At 58.4% G+C, this 24,191-nt stretch carries 22 protein-coding genes; 13 read left to right on the top strand and 9 right to left on the bottom strand.

From position 1 onward, the window contains the following. Positions 1 to 31: 31 nt before the first annotated feature. Positions 32 to 928 (top strand): LysR substrate-binding domain-containing protein, encoded by an 897-nt coding sequence (locus tag SPL01S_RS14715; RefSeq protein ID WP_013814614.1) that lies wholly within the window; start codon positions 32 to 34, stop codon positions 926 to 928. Between the two features lie 21 nt (positions 929 to 949). Here SPL01S_RS14715 and SPL01S_RS14710 read toward each other — a convergent pair whose 3' ends face one another. Then, a complete protein-coding gene (locus SPL01S_RS14710) occupies positions 950 to 1,258 on the bottom strand; it encodes a putative quinol monooxygenase (protein WP_004948272.1) in 309 nt (102 codons plus the stop codon). A 47-nt stretch (positions 1,259 to 1,305) separates the two neighbouring features. Continuing rightward, positions 1,306 to 1,887, bottom strand: coding sequence for an NAD(P)H-dependent oxidoreductase (locus SPL01S_RS14705; RefSeq protein ID WP_004948269.1), 582 nt, complete (start codon positions 1,885 to 1,887; stop codon positions 1,306 to 1,308). 324 nt (positions 1,888 to 2,211) lie between these two features. Here SPL01S_RS14705 and parC point away from each other — a divergent pair, with 324 nt between their 5' ends. From parC to ftsP, 3 genes are all read left to right on the top strand, one after another. Then, the gene (gene parC / locus SPL01S_RS14700) at positions 2,212 to 4,485 is read left to right on the top strand and encodes a DNA topoisomerase IV subunit A (RefSeq protein WP_062868771.1); all 2,274 of its coding nucleotides are present in this window, start codon (positions 2,212 to 2,214) and stop codon (positions 4,483 to 4,485) included. A gap of 232 nt (positions 4,486 to 4,717) precedes the next feature. Further along, entirely contained in the window at positions 4,718 to 5,455 is a 738-nt protein-coding gene (locus SPL01S_RS14695) for a 1-acylglycerol-3-phosphate O-acyltransferase (protein ID WP_063200855.1), read from the top strand. 132 nt (positions 5,456 to 5,587) lie between these two features. Then, positions 5,588 to 7,003, top strand: a complete 1,416-nt coding sequence (gene ftsP, locus SPL01S_RS14690; RefSeq protein WP_062868767.1) for a cell division protein FtsP — start codon at positions 5,588 to 5,590, stop codon at positions 7,001 to 7,003. Here ftsP and SPL01S_RS14685 read toward each other — a convergent pair. Next, a complete protein-coding gene (locus SPL01S_RS14685) occupies positions 6,981 to 7,937 on the bottom strand; it encodes a LysR family transcriptional regulator (protein WP_111738522.1) in 957 nt (318 codons plus the stop codon). The two genes, ftsP and SPL01S_RS14685, sit on opposite strands and share 23 nt — an antisense overlap. Positions 7,938 to 8,070: 133 nt before the next feature. Between SPL01S_RS14685 and xapA the strand changes: the two genes are divergently transcribed. After that, positions 8,071 to 8,892 carry a xanthosine phosphorylase gene (xapA, locus tag SPL01S_RS14680; RefSeq protein ID WP_063200849.1) on the top strand — a complete coding sequence of 274 codons (822 nt, stop codon included), beginning with the start codon at positions 8,071 to 8,073 and terminating at the stop codon, positions 8,890 to 8,892. Between the two features lie 78 nt (positions 8,893 to 8,970). After that, complete coding sequence (locus SPL01S_RS14675) at positions 8,971 to 10,230, top strand: nucleoside permease (RefSeq protein WP_063200845.1); 1,260 nt, start codon at positions 8,971 to 8,973, stop codon at positions 10,228 to 10,230. A gap of 37 nt (positions 10,231 to 10,267) precedes the next feature. On the opposite strand, the gene SPL01S_RS14670 is transcribed toward SPL01S_RS14675, so the two are convergent. Further along, the gene (locus SPL01S_RS14670) at positions 10,268 to 11,155 is read right to left on the bottom strand and encodes a PfkB family carbohydrate kinase (protein ID WP_063200842.1); all 888 of its coding nucleotides are present in this window, start codon (positions 11,153 to 11,155) and stop codon (positions 10,268 to 10,270) included. Between the two features lie 181 nt (positions 11,156 to 11,336). Here SPL01S_RS14670 and SPL01S_RS14665 point away from each other — a divergent pair, with 181 nt between their 5' ends. Continuing rightward, positions 11,337 to 13,502, top strand: coding sequence for a YgiQ family radical SAM protein (locus tag SPL01S_RS14665; protein ID WP_006320612.1), 2,166 nt, complete (start codon positions 11,337 to 11,339; stop codon positions 13,500 to 13,502). A 64-nt stretch (positions 13,503 to 13,566) separates the two neighbouring features. Here SPL01S_RS14665 and SPL01S_RS14660 read toward each other — a convergent pair whose 3' ends face one another. Continuing rightward, on the bottom strand, positions 13,567 to 14,172 hold the full coding sequence (locus SPL01S_RS14660) for a transglycosylase SLT domain-containing protein (RefSeq protein WP_004948255.1): 606 nt from the start codon (positions 14,170 to 14,172) through the stop codon (positions 13,567 to 13,569). A gap of 266 nt (positions 14,173 to 14,438) precedes the next feature. On the opposite strand from SPL01S_RS14660, the gene SPL01S_RS14655 reads away from it, so the two are divergent. From SPL01S_RS14655 to SPL01S_RS14640, 4 genes are all read left to right on the top strand, one after another. After that, complete coding sequence (locus SPL01S_RS14655) at positions 14,439 to 14,744, top strand: PTS sugar transporter subunit IIB (protein WP_004948253.1); 306 nt, start codon at positions 14,439 to 14,441, stop codon at positions 14,742 to 14,744. Positions 14,745 to 14,849: 105 nt separating this feature from the next. Further along, positions 14,850 to 16,169 carry a PTS sugar transporter subunit IIC gene (locus SPL01S_RS14650; RefSeq protein ID WP_062868753.1) on the top strand — a complete coding sequence of 440 codons (1,320 nt, stop codon included), beginning with the start codon at positions 14,850 to 14,852 and terminating at the stop codon, positions 16,167 to 16,169. Then, a complete protein-coding gene (locus tag SPL01S_RS14645; RefSeq protein WP_063200839.1) occupies positions 16,166 to 16,495 on the top strand; it encodes a PTS lactose/cellobiose transporter subunit IIA in 330 nt (109 codons plus the stop codon). Before SPL01S_RS14650 ends, SPL01S_RS14645 begins: the two co-directional genes overlap by 4 nt. Then, a complete protein-coding gene (locus SPL01S_RS14640; protein ID WP_063200836.1) occupies positions 16,492 to 17,895 on the top strand; it encodes a GH1 family beta-glucosidase in 1,404 nt (467 codons plus the stop codon). The genes SPL01S_RS14645 and SPL01S_RS14640 overlap by 4 nt, the downstream gene beginning before the upstream one ends. A gap of 45 nt (positions 17,896 to 17,940) precedes the next feature. Here SPL01S_RS14640 and dkgA read toward each other — a convergent pair whose 3' ends face one another. Together dkgA and yqhD are read right to left on the bottom strand one after the other, a co-directional pair. Then, positions 17,941 to 18,765, bottom strand: a complete 825-nt coding sequence (dkgA, locus tag SPL01S_RS14635) for a 2,5-didehydrogluconate reductase DkgA (RefSeq protein WP_013814602.1) — start codon at positions 18,763 to 18,765, stop codon at positions 17,941 to 17,943. Positions 18,766 to 19,056: 291 nt separating this feature from the next. Beyond that, complete coding sequence (gene yqhD, locus SPL01S_RS14630; RefSeq protein WP_062868747.1) at positions 19,057 to 20,220, bottom strand: alcohol dehydrogenase; 1,164 nt, start codon at positions 20,218 to 20,220, stop codon at positions 19,057 to 19,059. 194 nt (positions 20,221 to 20,414) lie between these two features. Between yqhD and SPL01S_RS14625 the strand changes: the two genes are divergently transcribed. Then, complete coding sequence (locus tag SPL01S_RS14625) at positions 20,415 to 21,320, top strand: AraC family transcriptional regulator (RefSeq protein ID WP_063200834.1); 906 nt, start codon at positions 20,415 to 20,417, stop codon at positions 21,318 to 21,320. A 28-nt stretch (positions 21,321 to 21,348) separates the two neighbouring features. Here the strand turns inward: SPL01S_RS14625 and SPL01S_RS14620 are convergent, their stop codons facing one another. Then, positions 21,349 to 22,377, bottom strand: a complete 1,029-nt coding sequence (locus tag SPL01S_RS14620; protein WP_063200832.1) for a zinc-dependent alcohol dehydrogenase family protein — start codon at positions 22,375 to 22,377, stop codon at positions 21,349 to 21,351. Between the two features lie 108 nt (positions 22,378 to 22,485). Here SPL01S_RS14620 and SPL01S_RS14615 point away from each other — a divergent pair, with 108 nt between their 5' ends. Then, positions 22,486 to 23,412, top strand: a complete 927-nt coding sequence (locus SPL01S_RS14615; RefSeq protein WP_062868744.1) for a LysR family transcriptional regulator — start codon at positions 22,486 to 22,488, stop codon at positions 23,410 to 23,412. Here the strand turns inward: SPL01S_RS14615 and SPL01S_RS14610 are convergent. Continuing rightward, positions 23,409 to 24,068 carry a DedA family protein gene (locus SPL01S_RS14610; RefSeq protein ID WP_004948226.1) on the bottom strand — a complete coding sequence of 220 codons (660 nt, stop codon included), beginning with the start codon at positions 24,066 to 24,068 and terminating at the stop codon, positions 23,409 to 23,411. The two genes, SPL01S_RS14615 and SPL01S_RS14610, sit on opposite strands and share 4 nt — an antisense overlap. Between the last annotated feature and the right edge of the window lie 123 nt (positions 24,069 to 24,191).

Here is a 24,191-nt window from a genome sequence, read left to right as displayed (position 1 = left end):
AGGCCGCACCCGACCACTCTGGGCGGAATGCATGAAAATCACCCTCGAAGAATTGCTGGCGTTTACCTCCGTGGTCGACAGCGGCTCCATTACCTCCGCCGCTGAACAGCTCGGCCAAACCACGTCCGGCATCAGCCGCGCACTCAGTCGCCTGGAAAAGAAACTCGACACCACCCTGATGCGCCGCACCACGCGCCGGCTTGAGCTGACCGAAGAAGGCCAAAGCTTTCTTGGTCATGCGCGCGACATTATCCGTTCGGTGGAGAACGCCGAAGAGCAGATGGCGCTGCGCAGGCTGATCCCGGCCGGCAAATTGCGGGTCAACGCCGCCGCTCCCTTTATGGAACACGTGATCGTGCCGCTGGTGGCGGGATTTCGCCAAAGTTATCCGCAGATCGAGCTGGAGTTGAATACCGACAACCTGATTATCGATCTGCTGGAGAAGCGTACCGACATCGCCATTCGCATCGGCATATTGCGCGATTCAACCATTCATGCGCGTCTGCTGGGGGCCAGCCGTTTGCGTATTCTCGCCAGCCCGGATTACCTTGAACGTTATGGCACCCCGAACAGCGTGGAAGCGCTGCGCGACCACTGCCTGCTCGGCTTTACCCAACCGGAATCACTCAATCTGTGGCCGCTGCGCAACCCTCAGGCGCCGCATTTCGCCATCACGCCGACTCTCTCGGCATCCAGCGGCGAAACGCTAAGGCAACTGGCGTTACGTGGCGAAGGGATAGTGCAGTTGGCGGATTTCATGACGCGTGACGATCAGCGCAGCGGGCGGTTGGTGCAGTTGCTGGAGCAGGACACGCTGGATGTGCGCCAGCCGATTAATGCGGTGTATTACCGCAATACCCAGCTGGCGGCGCGTATTACCTGTTTTCTGGACTACGTCAGCGCGCATATCGACGCGCAGACGCTGTAGGGGCCAGAGCGGCCCCGGGCATTACAGCGCGTTACCCAGCACGTGAATGGTTACGCCAACCACGCTGTCTTTAATGGTATCGCGATGCTTGTGCATGTGAGCGATATCCAGATGTTTTTCCAGGTGCGCCTGGCTTTCCCATTTTTCCAGCATAAACACCGAGTCCGGCGACAGTTTCTGCCATGGCGCCTGAGTATGGCTGTCGATCATCGGCGTATATTCGCCGCAACCCTCTTCCGCCAGCACCAACGGGATCAGTTTCTCGATCGCTTTCAGCACCGTTTCACGGTGGCCCGGTTTGGTCTTGATTTCTGCAATTACGGTGATCATCACAACCTCATTGATTTATGCGGATTTATACGCTGACGCGGCCTTAGTTAAGCAAAAATTTCTGCCAGGTGCGCGCGATAACGTGCGATATCGCTGTCGATATCAGGTTGTTTAATCACGTCGTTACAGATAAAGGTCGGCAGCGCTTCCATGCCCAGGAACTGATTGGCCTTATGGAAGTGCAGGTAAACGCCGTCAACGCCCACGCCGTGGAAGAACTGCTGCGGATCGGTAAAGGCTTCCAGCGGCGCGTTCCAGGTCAGGCTCAACAGGTATTTCTTGCCCTGGATCAGGCCACCGGAGCCGTATTTCTTGCCGGCGTCGGCGCGGGTGCGACCGTCGCTGGCGTACAGGCTGCCGTGCCCGGCGGTGAACACTTCATCGATGTATTTTTTCAGGATCCAGGGCTCACCCATCCACCAGCCCGGCATCTGATAAATCACCACGTCGGCCCACAGGTATTTCTGCACTTCGGCTTCGATGTCATAGCCGTCGTCGACCACGGTGACCTGCACATCGTGTTTCACGTCGCGCAAGAAGCTTTCCGCCACGTCGCTCAGCGTTTGGTTAAGTTCGCCGTTGGAATGGCCGAATTGCTTTTTAGCATTGATAATCAGGATGTTGCTCATTTTCGCGGCTCCTGTCAGAGTTAAAATGGGTACGGCTTTCCGCGTTTGAGCACAGAAAGCATTTCGTTGACAGGGAGTGTAATCGTTAGCAATAGCCGTAAAAATGGGATCCAGCGCACAACAGTGTTGACTCTGAGTCAATAAAGGCACCGCCAGGTAATGAATTTTTGCATAAAATCGGCGGTTGAACCGGCTTCACCGGGCGATTGCTGCGCCAACTGTGACAGCTGCCCTGCTGATGGGTTACTATCGCCGACAGAATCGACAAGCTATACCCTTTGTCGTCCAGGGATTGCCAAGCCACGGTCTGAGGATAATTGAGTAATGAGTGATCTGACTCATGACGGTGTAGAGCGTTTACCGCTGCACACATTCACTGAAAACGCCTATCTGAACTATTCCATGTACGTCATCATGGATCGGGCGTTGCCGTACATTGGCGACGGTCTAAAGCCGGTACAACGGCGCATCATCTACGCCATGTCCGAGCTGGGGCTGAACAACAGCGCCAAATTCAAAAAATCCGCCCGTACCGTGGGTGACGTACTGGGTAAATACCATCCGCACGGCGACAGCGCTTGCTATGAAGCTATGGTGCTGATGGCGCAGCCGTTCTCTTATCGCTATCCGCTGGTAGACGGCCAGGGGAACTGGGGCGCGCCGGACGATCCGAAATCCTTCGCGGCGATGCGTTATACCGAATCCCGCCTGTCCAAATACGCGGAAGTGCTGCTGGCCGAACTGGGCCAGGGCACCGTTGACTGGGTGCCTAACTTTGACGGCACCATGCAGGAGCCGAAGATGTTGCCGGCGCGCCTGCCCAACATCCTGCTGAACGGCACCACCGGCATTGCCGTCGGCATGGCGACCGACATCCCGCCGCACAACGTGCGGGAAGTGGCCGCCGCCGTGGTGGCGTTGATCGACAAACCCGGCGCAGGGCTCGAGGAGTTGCTCGAGTACGTGCAGGGCCCGGACTTCCCGACCGAAGCCGAAATCATTACGCCGCGTGATGAAATCCGTAAAATTTACCAGAACGGCCGCGGTTCGGTGCGTATGCGCGCCATATGGAAAAAAGAAGACGGCAGCGCGGTGATCACCGCCTTGCCGCACCAGGTTTCCGGCGCCAAGGTGCTGGAGCAGATCGCCAGCCAGATGCGCGCCAAAAAGCTGCCGATGGTGGAAGATCTGCGTGACGAATCCGATCACGAGAATCCTACGCGGCTGGTGATTGTGCCGCGCTCCAACCGTATCGATCTGGACCAGGTGATGAACCACCTGTTCGCCACGACCGATCTGGAACGCAGCTACCGCATCAATATGAACATGATCGGTCTGGACAACCGCCCGCAGGTCAAAGGGCTGGTGGAAATCCTTACCGAATGGCTGGCATTCCGTCGCGATACGGTGCGCCGCCGTCTGAATTACCGTCTGGAAAAAGTGCTGAAACGCCTGCACATTCTGGAAGGTTTGCTGGTGGCGTTCCTCAATATCGATGAAGTGATCCACATCATCCGCAGCGAGGACGAACCCAAGCCGGTGCTGATGCAGCGTTTCGGCATTTCCGACACCCAGGCGGAAGCGATCCTCGAGCTGAAACTGCGCCATTTGGCGAAGCTGGAAGAGTTCAAGATCCGCGGCGAGCAGGATGAACTGGCCAAAGAACGCGATCACCTCCAGGCATTGCTGGCTTCTGAACGCAAGCTGAACACCCTGATCAAGAAAGAGATCCAGGCCGATGCGCAGGCCTATGGCGACGATCGCCGCTCACCGATTACCGAGCGTGCGGAAGCCAAGGCGATGAGCGAGCATGACTTTGTGCCGTCCGAGCCGGTGACTATCGTACTGTCGGAAATGGGCTGGGTGCGTAGCGCCAAGGGCCACGATATCGATCCAAGCGGCCTGAGCTACAAAGCCGGCGACAGCTACCGCAGCGCGGCGCGCGGCAAAACCAACCAGCCGGTGGTATTTATCGACTCCACCGGGCGCAGTTACGCGCTCGATCCGTTGACGCTGCCTTCGGCGCGTGGGCAGGGCGAGCCGTTAACCGGCAAGCTGACGCCACCGCCGGGCGCGACCATTGAGCAAGTGCTGATGGCGGCGGACGATCAGAAACTGTTGATGGCCTCTGACGCCGGCTACGGTTTTGTCTGCACCTTCAACGATCTGGTGGCGCGCAACCGTGCCGGTAAGGCGATGATCACTCTGCCGGACAATGCCAAAGCGCTGGCACCGATGGAGATCCACGGCGACGACGACATGTTGCTGTCGATCACTGCTGCCGGACGCATGTTGCTGTTCCCGGTTGCCGATCTGCCACAGTTGTCGAAGGGCAAGGGCAACAAGATTGTTTCCATCCCGGCGGCGCAGGCCGCTTCCGGCGAAGACAAGCTGACATGGTTGTTCGTGCTGCCACCGCAAACCTCCGTGACCTTGCATGTGGGTAAACGCAAGCTGACGCTGCGTCCGGAAGACTTGCAGAAATTCCGTGCGGAGCGCGGCCGTAAAGGCACCTCATTGCCACGTGGCTTGCAGCGTATCGATCGCGTAGAAATCGATGCACCGGCGCGTGCGCCTGCGGGCGACAGCGAAGAGTAAGCTGACGGCATAACAAACGGGCGCAGCATGCTGCGCCCGCTTTATTTCCCGCCACCGGCAATTATTTTCAAATAGTTAACATTTCTCTGCATAAAATTATTGTGCGTATCGTCGGCTGGCGGGAAAATAGAAAAAAATGCAGGTGAGGTTTTCGGGCTCTGCAATCAAAGAATGAGTAAAGGGATCTGCGCAGCGCTTCAGACTGCGTCGGCAGTGTGCTAATGAGGTTGTTATGTTATTAATTTTACGTGCCGTGCTCGCCACTCTGTATTGTCTTCTGGTGTGCATTTTCGGTTCTATTTACTGTTTATTATTCCGTCCCCGCGATCCCCGCCATGTGGCGACGTTCGGTCATCTGTTTGGTCGTCTGTCCGGGTTATTCGGTTTGAAAGTAGAAGTCCGCGTACCGGCCGAGGCCGCCAAAAACGGCAACTGCATTTATATCGCTAACCACCAGAATAACTACGATATGGTGACGGCCGCCAAAGCCGTGCAGCCGCGAACCGTGACCGTCGGCAAAAAAAGCCTGTTGTGGGTTCCCTTTTTTGGCCCGCTGTATTGGCTGACCGGTAACCTGCTGATTGATCGGGATAACCGCGCCAAAGCGCATGGCACCATTGCTCAGGTAGCCGAACAGTTCAAGAAGAAAGATATCTCGATCTGGATGTTTCCGGAAGGCACCCGCAGCCGCGGGCGCGGGCTGATGCCGTTTAAAACCGGTGCATTCCACGCGGCAATCGCCGCCGGGGTGCCGATTGTGCCGATCTGCGTTTCTACCACCACCGGTAAAATTAATCTTAACCGTTGGAATAATGGCCATGCGATCGTAGAAATACTCGAGCCGATCGACATCAGCAATTACGGCAGAGAAAATGTGCGTGAGCTGGCGGCCCATTGCCATGAGCTGATGTTGGCGAAAATCGCCGAGCTGGACGAAGAAGTCGCTCAGCGCAATGCGGCCGGAAAATAATATTCCCACCGGCTTCAAAGAATGAACTTTTAAACGGCGCTTGATGCCGTTAACGCCTGGGCTCCTGCTAATCTGATTAACAGGGGCCCGGTCTTTGCACACGGTTTAGTCATTGCTTTTCATGGAGAAAATATGTCACTCAGTCGACGTCAGTTTATTCAGGCATCGGGCTTGGCGCTGTGCGCAGGAGCCGTGCCGCTGAGGGCTGAGGCGAGCGGAACGCAGACGCCATTACCGATTCCTCCGCTGCTGGAATCCCGCCGCGGTCAGCCGCTGTTTTTAACCTTGCAGCGCGCCCACTGGGCGTTTATGGATAACCGCAAGGCGTCGGTGTGGGGCATTAACGGCATGTATCTTGGGCCGACAGTGCGGGTTTATAACGGGGACGACGTCAAGCTGATCTACAGCAACCGTCTGCCGGAGCCGGTGGCGATGACCATCAGCGGCCTGCAGGTGCCCGGCACCCTGATGGGCGGCGCGCCGCGCATGATGTCGCCTAACGTCGATTGGTCGCCGGTGTTGCCTATTCGCCAGAGCGCGGCCACCTGCTGGTATCACGCCAGCACGCCGAACCGCATGGCGCCGCACGTTTACAATGGCCTGACCGGGCTGTGGCTGGTTGAGGATGAGGTCAGCAAAGCGCTGCCGCTGCCAAACCACTACGGCGTTGACGACTTCCCGCTGATCATTCAGGACAAACGGTTGGATAATTTCGGTACGCCGGAATACGATCCGCCGTCGCAGGGCGGTTTTATCGGTGACACGCTGCTGGTCAACGGCGTGCAAAATCCTTACGTCGAGGTTTCTCGCGGCTGGGTGCGCCTGCGCCTGCTTAATGCTTCTAACTCGCGCCGCTACATGCTGCAATTGAGCGACGGTCGGCCGTTCAACGTTGTCGCCAGCGATCAGGGTTTCTTGCCTGCGCCGGTGGCGGTGCAGCAGCTTTCGCTGGCGCCGGGCGAACGCCGTGAAGTGCTGGTCGATATGTCAAAAGGCGATGAGGTCACCATCACCGCCGGTGAAGCGGCGGGCATGATGGATCGCCTGCGCGGCCTGTTTGAACCTTCGAGCATTCTGGTCTCCACCCAGGTGCTGACGCTGAGGCCTACCGGCCTGTTGCCATTGGTGACCGATAACCTGCCGATGCGCCTGCTGGCGGATCAACTGCTGGACGGCAGCGCCAGCCGCACCCGCGAATTCCGTCTGGGCGACAGCCAGCCAGGGATCAACGGCGCTATCTGGGACATGAACCGCATCGATGTGCAAACGCAGCAGGGCACCTGGGAGCGCTGGAACATTCACGCGGATACGCCGCAGGCGTTCCACATTCAGGGCGTGCAGTTCCTGGTGAAACGCGTCAATGGCGCGCAGCCGATGGCGGAAGATCGTGGCTGGAAGGACACCGTATGGGTCGACGGCGACGTCGAGCTGCTGGTTTACTTCAATCAGTCCACCTCGGAGCACTTCCCGTTCCTGTTCTACAGCCAGACGCTGGAGATGGCGGATCGCGGTACCGCCGGTCAGTTTATGGTGCAGCCGGCGCTGTAAGCCGGCCCTGTGCGGTGCCGTTAGGGGCCGCACGCAGCATGTCCAGAAACGCCTGCACTACCGGCGTGGCGCTCTCGGCATGATAAATGGCGTACAAATCCGCTGACGGCGCCTGCTGCAGCGGGCAGAACCGCACGCCGGGCCACGGAATGCGGCCGTAGCTGTCCGGCAACAGCGTGATGCCATAACCTTCGGCCACCAGCGCCATCAGGGTTTGCGGCTCATTGACCTGATAGGCGATGTCCGGTTTGAAACCTTGCTGCAGGCACAGGTTGTGCAAATACAGTCCCAGGCTGGCCTCGTGCGGCGGCAGGACCATGAATTTGTCATGCTGCAGTGCCGCCAACGGCAGGCTTTCCGCCTGTGCCAGCGGGTGATCGAGCGGCAGCACCACCGCAATATTCTCCCTCGCCAACAGCTGGCAGGCCAACCCCGGCAATGCCTGTTCCCTGGCCTCCCGCCAGACGCCAATATCGATATGACGCTTTTGCAGCGCGGCGATCTGCTGGCTGGGCGTCAGCTCGTTCAACGCCCAGGTGACGTTGGCCGTTTGCCCGGCAAAGCGCTTCAACGCTGGGATCAACCCGCCCCACACCGAGGTGCCGACCATACCGACCACCATATGACCGGCCTCGCCACGGCCTAACTGTTGCACCTGATTCAGCGCATGACCGGCCTGATCCAACAGCATCTCGACGTTGCGAAACAGCGTGCGGCCGGCCAGCGTCAGCGACATCGAACGGGTGGTGCGCTTGAACAGCGCGACGCCGAGTTGGCTCTCCAGTTCTTTAATGTGCTTGCTGAGCGGCGGTTGCGAAATATTCAGCCGTAGCGCCGCCTGGGTGAAGTTCATTTCCTCCGCCACGACGCGGAAATAGTGCAGCAGGCGGAAGTTAATCCGGCTGGGATCCGGCAGTTGCTGGGGCGATTTTATGCTGATGATGGCCTCCTGGTGCTACCAATTTATAGGTAAACGGAATAAATCGGCTGCCAATAATGTATTGGTCGCCGTCGCGCATCGCTCTCTACTATGGGGATTATTTCACCCTCCCACAGAAGAGAATACTATGTTTAATCAAGAAGATGCTTTTTCCTGTGCCGAAGCGATCCGCCGCCGCCTGCCGGGCTTCCAGCCGCGCGCCGCGCTGATACTGGGTTCCGGGCTGGGCGCGCTGGCGGAGGTGATGACCGACACCCTGATCGTCGACTACGCTGAGCTGCCTGGGTTCCCGGTCAGCGGCGTTGCGGGCCACGCCGGGCAACTGGTTGCAGGCTGGCTGGAAGGCGTGCCGGTATTGTGCATGAAAGGCCGTGGGCACTACTACGAAGGGCGCGGCATGCAGGTGATGACCACCGCTGTGCGCACGTTCAAACTGCTGGGTTGCGAATTCTTGCTGGCAACCAACGCCGCCGGCTCGTTGCGCCAGTCGGTGCCGCCGGGCAGCCTGGTGGCACTTACCGATCACATCAACTTTATGCCTGAATCGCCGCTGGTTGGCGACAACGATGAGCGTTTCGGTCCACGCTTCTTCAGCCTGGCCAACGCCTATGACCGCGAACTGCGCGGCCAACTGGCGCAGGTAGCCGAGCGCGCGGGCATTCCGCTGGCCGAAGGGGTCTTTGCCGCCTACACCGGGCCTAACTTCGAAACCCCGGCGGAAATTCGCATGATGCAGACGCTGGGGTGCGACGTGGTCGGCATGTCGATCGTGCCGGAAGTGCTCTCGGCCCGCCACTGCGGCCTGAAGGTGCTGGTGGTGTCGGCAATGACCAACTACGCCGAAGGGCTGTCCGATACGCCGCTTTCCCATGAACAAACCCTGAGCTGCGCCGCGCTGGCGGCCGACGATTTTATGCGCCTGATCCGTGAGTTCTTCAAAACGCTGTGATGCTGTAAACCTCGCGGCAGGGTGCAGGGACCTTGCCGCGCGAATCATCGTTTCAATCAAAATAATAAGGTGATGGTGATGGCAATAAAAACGCGACTGAAGGTAATGGTTTTTTTGCAGTTTTTCATTTGGGGCGCCTGGCTGGTCACGCTGGGATCTTACATGATTAACACCTTGCATTTCAGCGGGATGCAGGTGGGTATGGTGTACAGCGCCAAGGGCATCGCGGCGTTGATCATGCCGGGGTTGGCGGGCATCATTGCCGATCGCTGGGTCAAGGCCAACTATCTGTATGCGTTGTGCCATCTGTTCGGTGCGGCCGCGCTGTACTGTGCCGCCCAGGTTGAGCAGCCGATGGTGATGTTCTGGGTCATGCTGTTCAATGCCATGATGTATATGCCGACCATTTCGCTGTCCAACGCCATCGCCTATTTTTGTCTGGAGAAGCACGGTTACGACACGGTGAAGGATTTCCCGCCGGTGCGGGTGTACGGCACTCTGGGTTTTATTGTGGCGATGTGGTTGATCGGTTTCAGCAAAATTGAACTCAGCAATATGCAACTGTATCTGGCTTCCGGAGTGTCGCTGCTGCTGGCCGGCTATTCGCTGACGTTGCCGAACTGCCCGACCAGCAAAGCGGAAAAATCAAAAAGCGGGTTCAGCGTACTGGGGCTGGACGCGCTGGTATTATTCCGCCAACGGCGCATGGCGTTGTTTTTCCTGTTTGCCATGCTGCTGGGCGCGGCGCTGCAAGTGACCAACACCTTCGGCAACCCGTTCCTGCACGATTTCGCGCAAAACCCGCTGTACCAGGACAGCTTCAGCGTCAGATACCCGGCGGTGCTGCTGTCGCTGTCGCAAATTTCCGAGGTGTTTTTCATCCTCACGATTCCGTTTTTCCTGCGCAGATACGGCATTAAACAGGTGATGTTGATCAGTATGGCAGCCTGGACGTTGCGCTTCCTGTTCCTGGCCTACGGTACCCCGGTCGGTTTTGGTTTCGTGTTGCTGCTGCTTTCGATGATCGTTTATGGCTGTGCTTTTGATTTCTTCAATATTTCCGGCGCGATCTTCGTAGAGAAAGAGGCCGATCACCGTATCCGCGCCAGTGCGCAGGGGCTGTTCATGACGATGGTGAATGGTCTGGGCGCTTATCTGGGGGCGATCGCCAGCGGCGAGGTGGTGGATTTCTTTACCCGCAACGGCATAAAAGACTGGCAGAGCATCTGGCTGGTTTTCGCGCTGTATACGCTAGTGTTGGGTGTGGTCTTCGCACTGACCTTCCATTATCAGCACCGGCCGGAGGAGCACGCCGGGCCGGTAGAGCGCGCTCATTAGAGCAAGAGAATGGGCGCAGAGGTGCGCCCATTGTGCTTCAGCTTTCGGGAAAGCGTTGTTGCAGCCGTTGCCAGTTCGGCGCGTCTGCTGCGCCCTGGCTTGCCACTACGCAGGCGGCCACGCGGTTGGCCAGGCTGACTGCCTGCGGCAGTGGCCAGCTGGCGGAGAGACCGGCCAACAGACCGGCGCAGTGGGCGTCGCCGGCACCGGCAGTATCCACAACCTGGACCTGAGAGGCGGCAAGGTTCAGCGGCGGATTACGGCCATCGCAAATCCATGCGCCTTCCCCCTCCAGCCGACATATCAGCGTAATATTGTGCGCGGCGGCAAAACGTTGTGCGGCAGTGAGCACGTCGCCTTCGCCACACAGCGTTGTTGCCTGGTTGCGATTGAGCGTCAGTACCGTGTCGCTGTCGCTGAGCATGGCGAAGAAATCCGCATCCAGCAGGCCAACCCGCGAGCCGGGATCGATCAAGCGCCATTGGTCGAACGGCAGCCGTGTCAGCCAGTCGCGCAGCGCTTCACCGCTCTCGCCGGTCAGTTCGTCGCCATGGATGTAGATCAGCGTTTCAGGCGTCAATGGCAGCGTGGCGAGCTGGGCCTTGTTCCACTGCGTTTCGCAGCCCGGCACCCTGACAAAGGTGCGCTTGCCGCAAGGTTCCAGTTGCGTAAGACGTAGGCCGTTATCCCTCTGGCCGTGGCGCAGCAGCACCGGCAGACCGAGTTCATTCATGGCGGCTTCAATCATCGCGCCCCATTCGCCATTGCCTACCGGCATGCCATTGACCACCGGCACCTGCAGGCGGCTTAGCGCGCGCGCCACGTTAAATGCACTGCCGCCAATCTGCCGCTGTTGCCCCAGATCGATTTCGCCGATTGCGCTGCCCAGCACCAGAACCGGTTTTACTGCTAAAAGCTCATTCATTTTGTCCTCCGCTGCCGGCCATCGGGCCGGACAGATAGGCTATGATGACGTCGCAAACGCCCGGAGTCGAGGGGCAAGCGGGTTGGCGATGTGACTAATGTGTGAAATAACCATGCTCTTTTTGTCACTAGTGCGTATAATCGCCGCCCGGCGATTAATTAACCTGTGAAAGAGCACCAGAATGAGCACGACCAGCCTGATCCAACCCGACCGTGAATTGTTTTCCTATAAGCCTTATTGGGCCGAATGTTATGGCACCGCGCCGTTTTTACCGATGTCGCGCGAAGAGATGGATCAACTGGGCTGGGACAGCTGCGATGTGATCATTATCAGTGGTGACGCCTATGTCGATCACCCGAGTTTTGGCATGGCGATCATCGGCCGCATGCTGGAGGCGCAGGGCTTCCGCGTGGGCATTATTGCGCAGCCGGACTGGAGCAATAAAGACGACTTTATGCGCCTGGGCAAACCGAACCTGTTCTTCGGCATCACCGCCGGCAACATGGACTCGATGATCAACCGCTACACCGCCGATCGCAAACTGCGCCACGACGATGCCTATACCGCCGGCAACGTGGGCGGCAAACGCCCGGATCGTGCGACGCTGGTGTACAGCCAACGCTGCAAAGAAGCTTATAAAGACGTGCCGATCGTACTGGGTGGCATTGAAGCCAGCCTGCGCCGCATCGCGCATTACGATTACTGGTCGGATACCGTGCGCCGTTCGGTGCTGGTGGATTCCAAAGCCGATATGCTGATCTACGGCAACGGCGAGCGCCCGCTGGTGGAAGTGGCGCACCGCCTGGCCGCCGGTGAAAAAATCAGCGAGATCCACGATATCCGCAACACGGCGGTGATGCGCAAAGGCGCGCTGCCGGGCTGGACCGGCGTGGATTCCACCCGTCTGGACAAGCCGGGCCGCATTGAGCCAATCCCTAACCCTTACGGCGAGGATCTGCCGTGCGCCGACGGCGGTACGCCAGAGCCGGAAGCCAAGCCGGTCACCGTGCGCGCCGCCAAGCCAAAGCCGTGGGAAAAAACCTACGTGCTGCTGCCGTCCTTCGAAAAAGTGAAGGCCGACAAAGTGCTGTATGCGCACACCTCGCGAATTCTGCACCATGAAACCAACCCAGGCTGTGCCCGCGCGCTGATGCAATCGCATGGCGACCGTTATGTGTGGATCAACCCGCCGGCAATCCCGCTGACCACGCCGGAAATGGACAGCGTGTTTGCCCTGCCATACCAGCGTATTCCGCATCCGTCCTACGGCAAGGAAACCATTCCGGCCTACGACATGATCCGCTTCTCGGTCAATATCATGCGCGGTTGCTACGGCGGTTGTTCGTTCTGTTCGATCACCGAGCATGAAGGGCGCATCATCCAGAGCCGTTCGGAAGATTCGATTATTCGTGAAATCGAAGAGATCCGCGACAAGGTGCCGGGCTTTACCGGCGTGATCTCCGATCTGGGCGGCCCGACCGCCAACATGTACATGCTGCGCTGCACCAACCCGCGCGCCGAGCAGACCTGCCGCCGCGCCTCGTGCGTTTATCCGGAAATCTGCACCTACATGGACACCAACCACGAGCCGACCATCAACCTGTATCGCCGCGCGCGTTCGCTGGAGGGCGTCAAGAAGATCCTGATCGCTTCCGGTGTACGTTATGACCTGGCGGTGGAAGATCCACGCTACATCAAAGAACTGGCAACCCACCACGTCGGCGGCTATCTGAAGATCGCCCCGGAACACACCGAGGAAGGGCCGCTGTCGAAAATGATGAAACCGGGCATGGGCAGCTACGATCGGTTCAAACAGCTGTTCGACCATTATTCGAAGTTGGCGGGCAAAGAGCAGTACCTGATCCCGTATTTTATCTCTTCGCATCCGGGTACTCGCGATGAGGACATGGTGAATCTGGCGCTGTGGTTGAAGAAAAACCGTTTCCGCCTCGATCAGGTGCAGAACTTCTATCCTTCACCGATGGCCAACTCCACCACCATGTATTACACCGGCAAGAACCCGTTGAGCAAGGTGGGGTATAAGTCGGAAGACGTGGTAGTGCCGCGCGGCGATCGTCAGCGCCGTCTGCACAAGGCGCTGTTGCGCTATCATGACCCGGCTAACTGGGCGATGATCCGCACCGCGCTGGAAGAAATGGGCATGAAGCACCTGATCGGCAGCCGCCGTGAGTGTCTGGTACCGGCGCCAAGCATCGACGAGCAGCGCGAAGCGAAACGCCTGCAGCGTCATACTCGCCCGGCGCTGACCAAGCATACCGACATTACCCGGCAGCGCACGCCGTCGAACAAGCCGCCGCGCAAGCCTATCCGCAACGGTAAGCCGTAACGGCCCGAGTCAGGTGCTTAAACGAAAGGAGAACCCTCGGGTTCTCCTTTTTTGCTTTTGAAAATCACAATTGTTCGTAGGCCGCTTCCACCTTCATCAAATGGCGCGGCGCCTGCGGAGCGGGATGATATTTGCGCACATGCCAGTTAAAGGCTTCCGGCGACAGAGTGTTAATCATCGAGATGGCTTGCTCGCGGTTGCTGGAAAAGGTCCGTAACAGCGCGCCTGTGCCGTTTACGTAGGCGATAATGGTGGCGTAACGCAGAGTCACTGGATCGTAAATCCCTCTAAGCTGCTGTTTTTGCAACACGGCCAGATAGGCGGCGCCGAGATCGATGTTGGTATCGGGATCCAGTAGATCGTCTTCGTCCGGGCAGCCACGTTTCCCTTTGTAGCGATAGGCATCGCAGCCGGCGGTGTCGGCTTTTAACTGCATTAAACCGATGGCGTTGGACTTACTCACCGCCTCTGGGTTAAAGCCGGATTCTACCTTAATCATCGCGGCGATCAGTTTTTGGTCGACGCCGTATTTATCGGCGGCATCTTCGATCGCGTCGTCGTAGGCGTGAGGATTGTAACTGACGCGGTGCTTTTTGCCGGCGCAGCCTGCCAATACCAGCATCGCGCAGACGATGCCCAGGCGTGACCATTGCCGTAGAGAAAATTTCATGGTGCTCCGTGCTTTAGTTGAGTGGGGGGTAACCTCAGGTGCGTCATGATAGCGTCAGCCGGGTAAAAGATCTTTAGCAAAAAAATGGCTGTTTTCCTGTGCTCTATGATGATGAATTCATCGCCGACGACAATTCTGGATCTTCCTCACATAACCCGATCAAATGATGAAACCGGTTACTGAAACCGGTTGCTGTTTTTTCAGGTTTACCACCATACTCATTTCTCAACTGAATCATTTGTACGCAATTAGCTTCAGGAGATCGGATGAAAAAGATATTTCTTTGCTGTGCTGCCGGCATGTCGACCAGCATGGTGGTGAGTAAAATGAAAAAGTCTGCCGAACAGCAGGGAATTGAGGTGGATATTATTGCCGTAGGTATAGAGGAATTCGAATCTACGCTGGCTAATTACCAATGCTGCCTGCTGGGGCCACAAATCAAATATAAGCTGGCCGATTTTAAAAAGATCGCCGATCGGGAAAATAAACCGATTGCGGTTATTAACAGCATGGATTACGGCATGATGCGCGGCGATAAGATTTTGGCCGAAGCATTAGCGATGATCGCATGACACCGAGAGAACCAGGGCCGCGCCACCCCTGTTGTACCAGGCTCTCCGGCCAGGATTGAGCCGCTTTTTACCCCATTACTCACCAAACGTCCCGAGGGTTGAACCATGAGTATCAGCCAGGCCGCATTCAATTTCATCGAAAACCGCATCAGCCCGATTGCCGGTAAATTATCGACCCAGCGCCATATTATGGCGATCCGCGACGGTTTTATTTCCGCCATGCCGTTCATGATCGTCGGCTCATTTTTACTGGTCTTCGCCTATCCGCCTTTTGCCGCCGACAGCAGTTGGGGAATAGCCCAATGGTGGCTGAATGCTGCGGAAAAACATCAGGTCGCCATTCTTACCCCGTTTAATATGACGATGGGCATTATGTCTATCTATATTACCGCCGCCATCGCCTACAATCTGGCGCAGAGTTATAAGCTCGATCCCTTTATGGCGGCGATGCTGGCGCTGATGTCTTTTTTACTGGTCGCCGCGCCGCAAACCGAGAAGGTGCTGCCGACTGCCGCGTTAGGCGGCGTGGGGATCTTCACCGCCATTCTGGTGGCGGTCTACACCACCGAGCTGATCCGTTTCCTTAAAGTGCGCAATATCGGTATCTCGCTGCCGGAGCAGGTGCCGGCCAAAATCAAGCAGTCGTTCGATCTGCTGATCCCGATCCTGGCGGTGGTGATCACGCTGTATCCGCTCAGCCTACTGGTGCAACACCAGTTTGGCCTGCTGTTGCCGCAGGCGATCATGGCGCTGTTCCAGCCGCTGATTTCCGCCGCCGACTCGCTGCCGGCGATCCTGCTGGCGGTACTGATCGGCCATCTGCTGTGGTTCGCCGGGATTCACGGCGCGGTGATTGTCTCCGGCATGCTGCAGGCGTTCTGGCTGACCAATCTGGGCATCAACCAGGATATGCTCGCGGCCGGCCAACCGCTGCCGCACATTTTTATGGAAGCCTTCTGGACCTTTTTTATCGTGATTGGCGGTTCCGGTGCCACCTTTGGGCTGGTGCTGCTTTATCTGCGCAGCCGTTCGGCACACCTGCGGTCGATCGGCAAGCTGAGCCTGGTGCCGAGCTGTTTCAACATCAACGAACCGGTGATCTTCGGCACGCCGATCGTGATGAATCCCACTTTCTTTATCCCGTTTATCACCGCGCCGATCGTCAATTCGATCATCGCCTATGCGGCGGTGAAGCTGGATCTGATCGGCCGGGTGATCTCGGTGGTGCCCTGGACCGCACCGGCGCCGATTGGCGCAGCCTGGGCCACCGGCTGGGATTTCCGCGCCGCGCTGCTGGTGATGGTGCTGGCGGCGGTATCGGCGTTGATCTACTACCCGTTTTTTAAAGTCTATGAACAGCAACTGCTGGATCAGGAAGTGAGTGACGCGGATCCGATTGAACAAACGCAAGGAGTGACCGAATGATCGACATGGAAACGGCGGTAATGGCGCTGATCATCAATGCCGGCGAGGCGCGCAGCTGCGCCATGCAGGCGCTGTATGCGGCACGTAAATACCAGTGGGATCAGGTGGATATTCTGCTGGCGGAATCGCAGCTGGCGGCGAAGCGCGCCCACGCGACCCAGACTGAGCTGATCGGCTTTGACGAGGGGGAAGGCAAGCTGCCGGTCAACCTGATCATGGTACACGCGCAGGACCACATCATGAACGCCATGCTGGCGCGCGATCTGGTGGAAGAGCTGGTCAGAATTTATCGATTGCTGGAGCAGAACGGAGTGCAAACCGCATGAGCGTATTTCCAAAGGATTTCCTCTGGGGCGCGGCGACCGCGTCTTATCAGGTTGAGGGCGGCCATGATGCCGACGGCAAGGGCCTGTCCAACTGGGATCTGTTTTCCCATCTGCCCGGTACTACCTATCAGGGCACCAACGGCGACGTGGCGGTCGATCATTATCACCGCTTCCGGGAAGACGTGGCGCTGATGGCCGAGCTGGGCATGCAGACCTATCGATTTTCGATCTCTTGGCCGCGGCTGTTGCCGCAGGGGCGGGGAGAGGTGAACGAAGCCGGGATCCGCTTCTACAGCGAACTGATCGACGAACTGCTGAAGCACAATATCAAACCCATGATCACCCTTTATCACTGGGATCTGCCGCAGGCTTTGCAGGAACAGTTCGGCGGCTGGGAATCGCGTGAGATCGTCGACGCCTTCGATGAATACGCTCGCCTGTGCTATCAGCGTTTTGGCGATCGCGTCGAGCTGTGGTCAACCTTCAACGAAACCATTGTGTTTATCGGTATGGGCTACATGACCGGCGCGCATCCACCCAGGTTGACCGATCCGAAAAAGGGCATTCAAGCCTGCCACCACGTGTTTCTGGCCAATGCGCGGGCGGTGAAAAGCTTTCGCGAAATGGGGATCGACGGGCAGATCGGCTTCGTCAACGTATTGCAGCCTAACGATCCGATCAGCGACTCGCCGCAGGATCGGCGCGCCTGCGAGATCGCCGAAGGGATCTTCACCCACTGGCTGTACGATCCGGTGCTGAAGGGAGAATACCCGGCGGAGCTGCTGGCGATGGCGCAGCAGGCGTTTGGCGTGCCGTATTTCGTGCCGGGTGATGAGGAGCTGTTGAAGCAGAACATCGTCGATTTTATCGGCCTGAATTACTACAAGCGTGAGATGGTGGCGCATAACGACGACGTGGACGGCTACGCCATCAATACCAGCGGCCAGAAGGGCAGCGGGCGCGAACTGGGCTTTAAGGGGCTGTTCAAACTGGTGCGCAACCCGAACGGCGTTTACACCGATTGGGATTGGGAGGTTTACCCGCAAGGGCTGACCGACGCGATTGGCCGCATCGTCAAACGCTACGGCAATATTCCCCTCTACATCACCGAGAACGGGCTGGGGGCCAAAGATCCGATTGTCGACGGCGAGGTGCGCGATCAACCGCGCATTGATTATCTGCGCGATCATATTCAGGCGATCGGCGCGGCGATCGAACAGGGTGCCGACGTGCGCGGCTATTACCCCTGGTCGTTTATCGATCTGCTTTCCTGGCTCAACGGCTATCAGAAGCAATACGGTTTCGTCTATGTCGATCATAACGACAGTCTGGCGCGCAAGAAGAAGCAGAGCTTTGGCTGGTATCAGCGGGTGATCGCCACCAACGGCGAGCAGTTATAGCGGGGAAATAAAATGGCCCTCTCGTTGGGGAGAGGGCCGGGAACATTACAGCGACTCGGGATCCGGCCCCAGGCGATTGCCGATATCCAGTTTGGCTATCTCGCTCAGTTCGTCTTTATCCAGTTTAAAATCAAACACCTCGAAGTTTTCACGGATGCGCGACGGCGTGACCGATTTCGGGATCACAATCAGGCCGCTGTCCAGGTGCCAGCGCACCACGATCTGCGCCGGTGTCTTCTCGTATTTGTCCGCCAGGTGCTTGATCACCTGCTGGTCAAATACTCCTTCGCCACCCTGTGCCAGCGGGCTCCAGGACTCGGTGGCGATATGATGGGTGGCATTCCAGGCGCGCAACTGACGCTGTTGCAGCAGCGGGTGCAGCTCGATCTGATTGATTACCGGTGCGATGCTGGTTTCATCCAGCAGACGCTGCAGGTGCGGAATGTGGAAGTTGCACACGCCGATGCTCTTGATCAGCCCCTGCTCGCGCAGCTTGATCAGCCCGCGCCAGGCGTCGACGTACTGATCCTGCTGCGGTTTTGGCCAGTGGATCAGATACAGATCGACATAGTCCAGCTTGAGCTTTTCCAGGCTGGTTTCCAGCGCGGCCTGCGGATCGCCCTGATCGTCGTTCCACAGTTTGGTGGTAATGAACAGCTGCTCGCGCGGCACCGAGGCCGATTGCAGTGCGGCGCCGACCCCTTCCTCGTTCTTGTAGATCGCAGCGGTATCAATCGAGCGATAACCAATTTCCAGCGCTTTGGTCACTGCATTGGTGGTCTCTGAAATACTCGCCTGCCAAACGCCGAGACCCAACTGCGGCATCAGATTACCATCGTGGAGTTTGATGATGGGTTGTTGCGTTGTCATGCGCGTCTCCTTGTGAACTGATTGCCCGGCACAGCATGCGCCGGAAAACGGCTATAAATAAATTCTAGTTGGCAAACCGGGGTGGTGCTGAGTTTGCTAACCAAATTTCAGCGGTTGCGGCACGGTCTGGTACAGGTCATGTTTTTCTCCCATTAGATTAACGAGACGAGGTCATGCGATGCGATCGACAGCGCAGAGAAAGCGCTGAACTGCGCCCGGTGATCGGTCGGGCGCAGGGTGCAGAAACGGTAAACAGAAACTAAAGCCTAGCAGGTAATCGCCGGTTTGCGATTAACGCGCCGCTTCATAAATGCGTTGGCTGACTTCCAGGGTGATGTCCTGGTGTTCGCCCAGTGCGGTCATGCCGTGCTGGTGCAGCTTGTCGAGCAGCGCCGGGATCGAGCTGCCGTCGAGCTGGTAATCCGCCATGCGGGTCGGCACGCCCATTTGCTCGAAGAAAGCGCGGGTGGCGGCAATGGCGCCGTCGATACGGCTGTCTTCGCTGCCGTCGCGCAGGCCCCAAACGCGTTCAGCGTATTGCAGCAGTTTTTCGCGCTTCTGCGCTTTTTTCTCGATCAACAGGGCCGGCAGAACGATCGCCAGCGTCTGTGCGTGGTCCAGATCGTGCATTGCGGTCAGCTCATGGCCCAGCATGTGGGTCGCCCAGTCCTGCGGCACGCCGGCGCCGATCAGGCCGTTCAACGCCATGGTGGCGCTCCACATCACGTTAGCGCGCACGCCGTAGTTTTCCGGCTCGGCGAGCGCGCGCGGGCCGTCTTCCAGCAGCGTCAGCAGCAGGCCTTCGGCAAAACGGTCCTGCACCTTGGCGTTGACTGGGTAGGTCAGGTATTGCTCAATAGTGTGCACAAAGGCATCTACCACGCCGTTGGCGATCTGGCGCGGCGGCAGCGAGTAGGTCACTACCGGATCCAACACCGCGAACAGCGGCTGCACGTGCGGCGAGAAGAAGTGTTGCTTGTCGCCGCTGCTTTTACGGGTGATCACCGCACCGCTGTTGGATTCAGAACCGGTAGCCGGCAGCGTCAGCACGCAGCCCATTGGCACCGCACCGGTGATCTGGCTGCCGACGGTTTTCAGGATGTGCCACGGATCGCTGTCCGCCTGGTAATGCGCCGCTGCGGCAATGAACTTGGTGCCGTCAACCACGGAACCGCCACCGACCGCCAGCAGGAAATCGATGTTTTCCGCGCGTACCACTTCGACCGCTTTCATCAGCGTTTCGTAGGTTGGGTTAGGCTCGATGCCGGAGAACTCCTGCACGTTACGGCCGGCCAGCGCGGCATAAACCTGATCCAGCACGCCGTTTTTCTTCACGCTGCCGCCACCGTAAGTGATCAGGATACGTGCGTCCGCAGGGATCTGCTGTGCCAGGCCGGCAATTTGGTCCTGGCCGAACAGGATTTTGGTTGGGGTATGGAGAATAAAGTTTTGCATGGGGTCATTTCTCTTCTGCATGGGGAAAGCGCCGGCGGCGCAAAAATATCTGAGGCGTATTGTCAGTAACTTAGCCTCGCAGCACAATGCACATTCCTGTGCAAGTCTTGCCTATTCCTACAAAGCGTTGTAGAAAAATAGAGTTTTAAACTATTATTTATGCCGGATTGTTCTGAGTGTAAGAGGGTGTTTCAGTGACGGAAATCGATGAGCTGCGCTGCCGCATGGCGCGCCAGGCCGCGCGATTTGCCGAGGGCAACGGCTATACGCCGTCGCCGGTGCCGCGGGTCAAGATCCTGTACGTCGATCGCTACTGCCCGCGTCAACCGGTGATGTATGAACCAGGGGTGGTGATCGTTTTTCAGGGACACAAGGTCGGTTATTGCGGCAACAAGGTGTTCCAGTACGATCCGCGCAACTATCTGCTGATGTCGGTGCCGCTGCCGTTCGAGTGCGAAACCTTCGCCAGCCCGGAGCAGCCGTTGGTAGGGTTGGCGGTCAATATCGATACCCAGATGCTGCAGGATCTGTTGATCGACATCGGCGATGACGACTATCTGATGCAACCGCGCCGGGAAAGCAGCGGGGTGAATCTGGCCGCGCTGTCGGAAGAGATGCTGTGCGCCACCGAGCGCCTGCTGGACGTGATGGCCAAACCGCTGGACGCCCGGGTGCTGGGGCCGCAGATCGTGCGTGAAATCCTCTATCACGTGCTGCGCGGCTCCTGTGGGGCATCGTTGCAGGAGCTGGTCAACCGCCATACGCATTTTAGCCAGATCGCCAAGGCGCTGCGGCGTATCGAGAACCAGTATGCGGAAGGCCTCAACGTGGAGCAACTGGCGGGGGAAGTGAATATGAGCATCTCGGCGTTTCACCATAACTTCAAGGCGGTGACCAACACTTCGCCGCTGCAATATGTGAAATCTTATCGGCTGCACAAGGCGCGTTTATTGATGGTGCACGATGGCCTGAAGGCCAGCACCGCGGCGATCCGCGTCGGCTACGAGAGCGCCTCGCAGTTCAGCCGCGAATTCAAACGCTTCTTTGGCGTGACGCCGAGCGATGAAATTGCCCGGCTGCGCGACAGCCCACTTGGTTAACGTCGGCTGCCTGCCGCCGGGCAGCGCTTTACGGCGTCAGCACGATTTTGCCGAAGGCCCCACGATCGAGATGATCGAGCGCCTGCGGCAGTTGATCGAAGCGGTAAACCCGGTCGATCACCGGTTGCAGCCCTAGGGTATCTACGGCGCGCACCAGATCTTCCAGCGCGCGGCGATGGCCGACGCCAATCCCTTGAATCACCGGCGATTTCATCAGCAGCGGGCCGGCAGGGGCGGAGACTTCGAAGCCTTCGAGGGCGCCGATCACCGAGATGCGCCCGTGAACCGCCACGGCGCGGACCGAATTGCCGAGGTTGGGGCCGCCAACGGTGTCAACTATATGGTCGATACCCTGGTCTTGCGTCAGTTCATACACGGCGTCCACCCAGTCGCCGTTCAGGCGGTTAATGCCGTGATCGGCACCCAGCGCTTTGGCGCGCGCCAGTTTTTCATCGCTGGCGGAGGTGATGTACACCTCAGCGCCGTGCGCCTTGGCTATCTGTAGCGCGAACAGCGCCACGCCGCCGGTGCCTTGTACCAACACCGATTCGCCGGCGTGCAGGCGGCCTTGTTCCACCAGCGCGAACCAGGCGGTCAACCCGGCGCACGGCAGGGTGCTGGCCTGTACGTCGTCCAGCGAGGCGGGCGCGGCTGCCAGCCAATCTTCGTGCAGCACCACGTATTCCGCCAGCATGCCCTGATAAAACCCGCCAAGGGCGCGGTAGGGCGGTGTACGCGCGTCGCCGTGCGGCTTCTGTCGACCGTCAATCCAGCCTGGGCTGAAGGTGGAGATCACCCGATCGCCGGGTTGGAAGCGGCTGACGCCGGTGCCGATGGCATCCACTTCGCCGGCCATGTCGGAGGCGGGCGTAAAGGGTTGCGGCAGCGTCATCCCCATCCCGGTTTCAATCACCATCTTGTCGCGGTAGTTGAGCGCCACCGCTTTCACCTTCACCCTGATCTCGTGCGGCCCCGGCTGCGGGATGGCGCTTTCGGTCAGTTGCAGGTGTTCACGCCCCAGGGCGGCCATTGTCCAGCGTTGCATTGTGTCAGTCATGATTCACTCCAAAGTCGGTAATAAGTAGACCTGTCAATATTATCGTTGATTGATATTCGCCAGTGGCGATAAGATTTCCTTTGATTGTTTCCTTCAGAGATACAAACCATGACCGATCGGTTGAACGGCATTTCGGTATTTGTCACCGCAGTGGGAGCGGGGAGCTTTGCGTTGGCCGCCAGCCGGCTGCATCTTTCGCGCTCGGCGGTGGGGAAGACCATCGCCAGACTGGAACAGCGGCTTGGCGTGCGCCTGTTCCACCGCACGACCCGCAGCCTGAGCCTGACCGACGACGGGGCGCTGTTCTACGAACGCTGCCTGCGGGCGCTGGAGGAGATCCGCACGGCGGAAACGCTGCTGGAGTCGGGCAAACGAGAAGTCAGCGGCAGGCTAAGGGTAACGATGCCGGTGCTGTTTGGCCGCATCTGTATCGCGCCGCTGCTGACTGAACTGGCGCGCGAGCATCCCGGGTTGGAGCTGGAGCTGTCGTTTAACGATCGCGTGGTGGATTTGATTGAGGACGGTTTTGATCTGGCAATCCGCAACGGCGAGTTGGGCAACAGCAGCGGGCTGGTGGCGCGGCGACTCGGTAACCATCGCATGGCGCTTTGCGCCGCGCCGGCTTACTTGCAGCGCCGCGGTGAACCGCAGAACATTGAACAACTGGCGCAGCACGACGCGGTGGCTTATGTGCGTGCCGGCGTGGTGCGTAACTGGTTGATCCCCGAAGCGGACGGCGTGACGCGGGAGATGATGCCAGGCACCCATCTGCAGATGGATGATCTGCAGGCGATAGCGGATGCGGCGGTTGCCGGGTTCGGCATTGCCTGGCTGCCGTGTTGGCTGGTGCGCGGGCAACTGATTAAAGGTGAACTGGTGCGGGTTATGCGGGATAGGCCGGGGCTGTTTTTCGACGCTCATGCGGTGTGGCCGCAGACGCCGCATCTGCCGTTGAAGGTGCGGCTGGCGGTGGATCGGTTGGCGAGCAAGTTGCCCGCCAATATGGAATTGATCGAAGCGAAGCCTGTCGGCTAGGCGGAAGCGCGTTTTTTGCGCCAGATAACCAGCATGGCGCCCAGTAAGCCCACCAACAGCAGCAGCAGCGGCAAGAGCATCAGCCCGGTCATCACCTGGCTTTCGTAGCGTTTCACCAGTGGGATCTGGCTGAAAGCGTAGCCGAGGCTGACCAGAGTGCCGACCCAAACTGCCGCGCTTAACCAGTTAAACAGATGAAAACGCGTGCTGTTCAGCCCAGAGATGCCGGCTATGGTCGGCAGCAGGGTGCGAACGAAGCCGAGGAAGCGGCCGATCATCAGGGCCATCAGGCCGTGACGGTTAAACAGGTTGTGCGCGCGTTGGTGATACTGGGCGGGCAGTTGCAGCAGCCAGCCCTTCACCAGACTGGTATGCCCCAACCAGCGGCCCTGCAAGTAGCTGAGCCAGCAGCCGAGGCTGGCGGCGAGGGTCAGAATAATCAGCGTGGGGACAAAAGCCATTACGCCTTTGGCGATCAGTGCACCGGATAACAGCAGCAGGCTGTCGCCGGGCAGGAAGGAGGCTGGCAGTAATCCATTTTCAAGGAACAAAGTGGTGAAAAGCACGGCATAAACCACCCAAATTACGCTTGGATCGGCAAGGGCAATGAAGTCCTGCTGCCAAAGCGCATGAACAATCTCTCGTAATACATCCATTTTAAGTCCTGTTGCATGCCGGTTGCGCCCGGGGCCCCCTTCTCCAGGAGGCGATGTTGACCGTATCTGACCATTACTCGCGTAGTGTACTGCTAATAGCTTAAGCACACATTAAACGAAGCA

This window comes from Serratia plymuthica NBRC 102599 (assembly GCF_001590925.1).
Classification (GTDB): domain Bacteria; phylum Pseudomonadota; class Gammaproteobacteria; order Enterobacterales; family Enterobacteriaceae; genus Serratia; species Serratia plymuthica.
The sequence above is the reverse complement of the archived record's forward strand: the minus strand, read 5'-3'. Positions and strand labels throughout refer to the sequence as shown.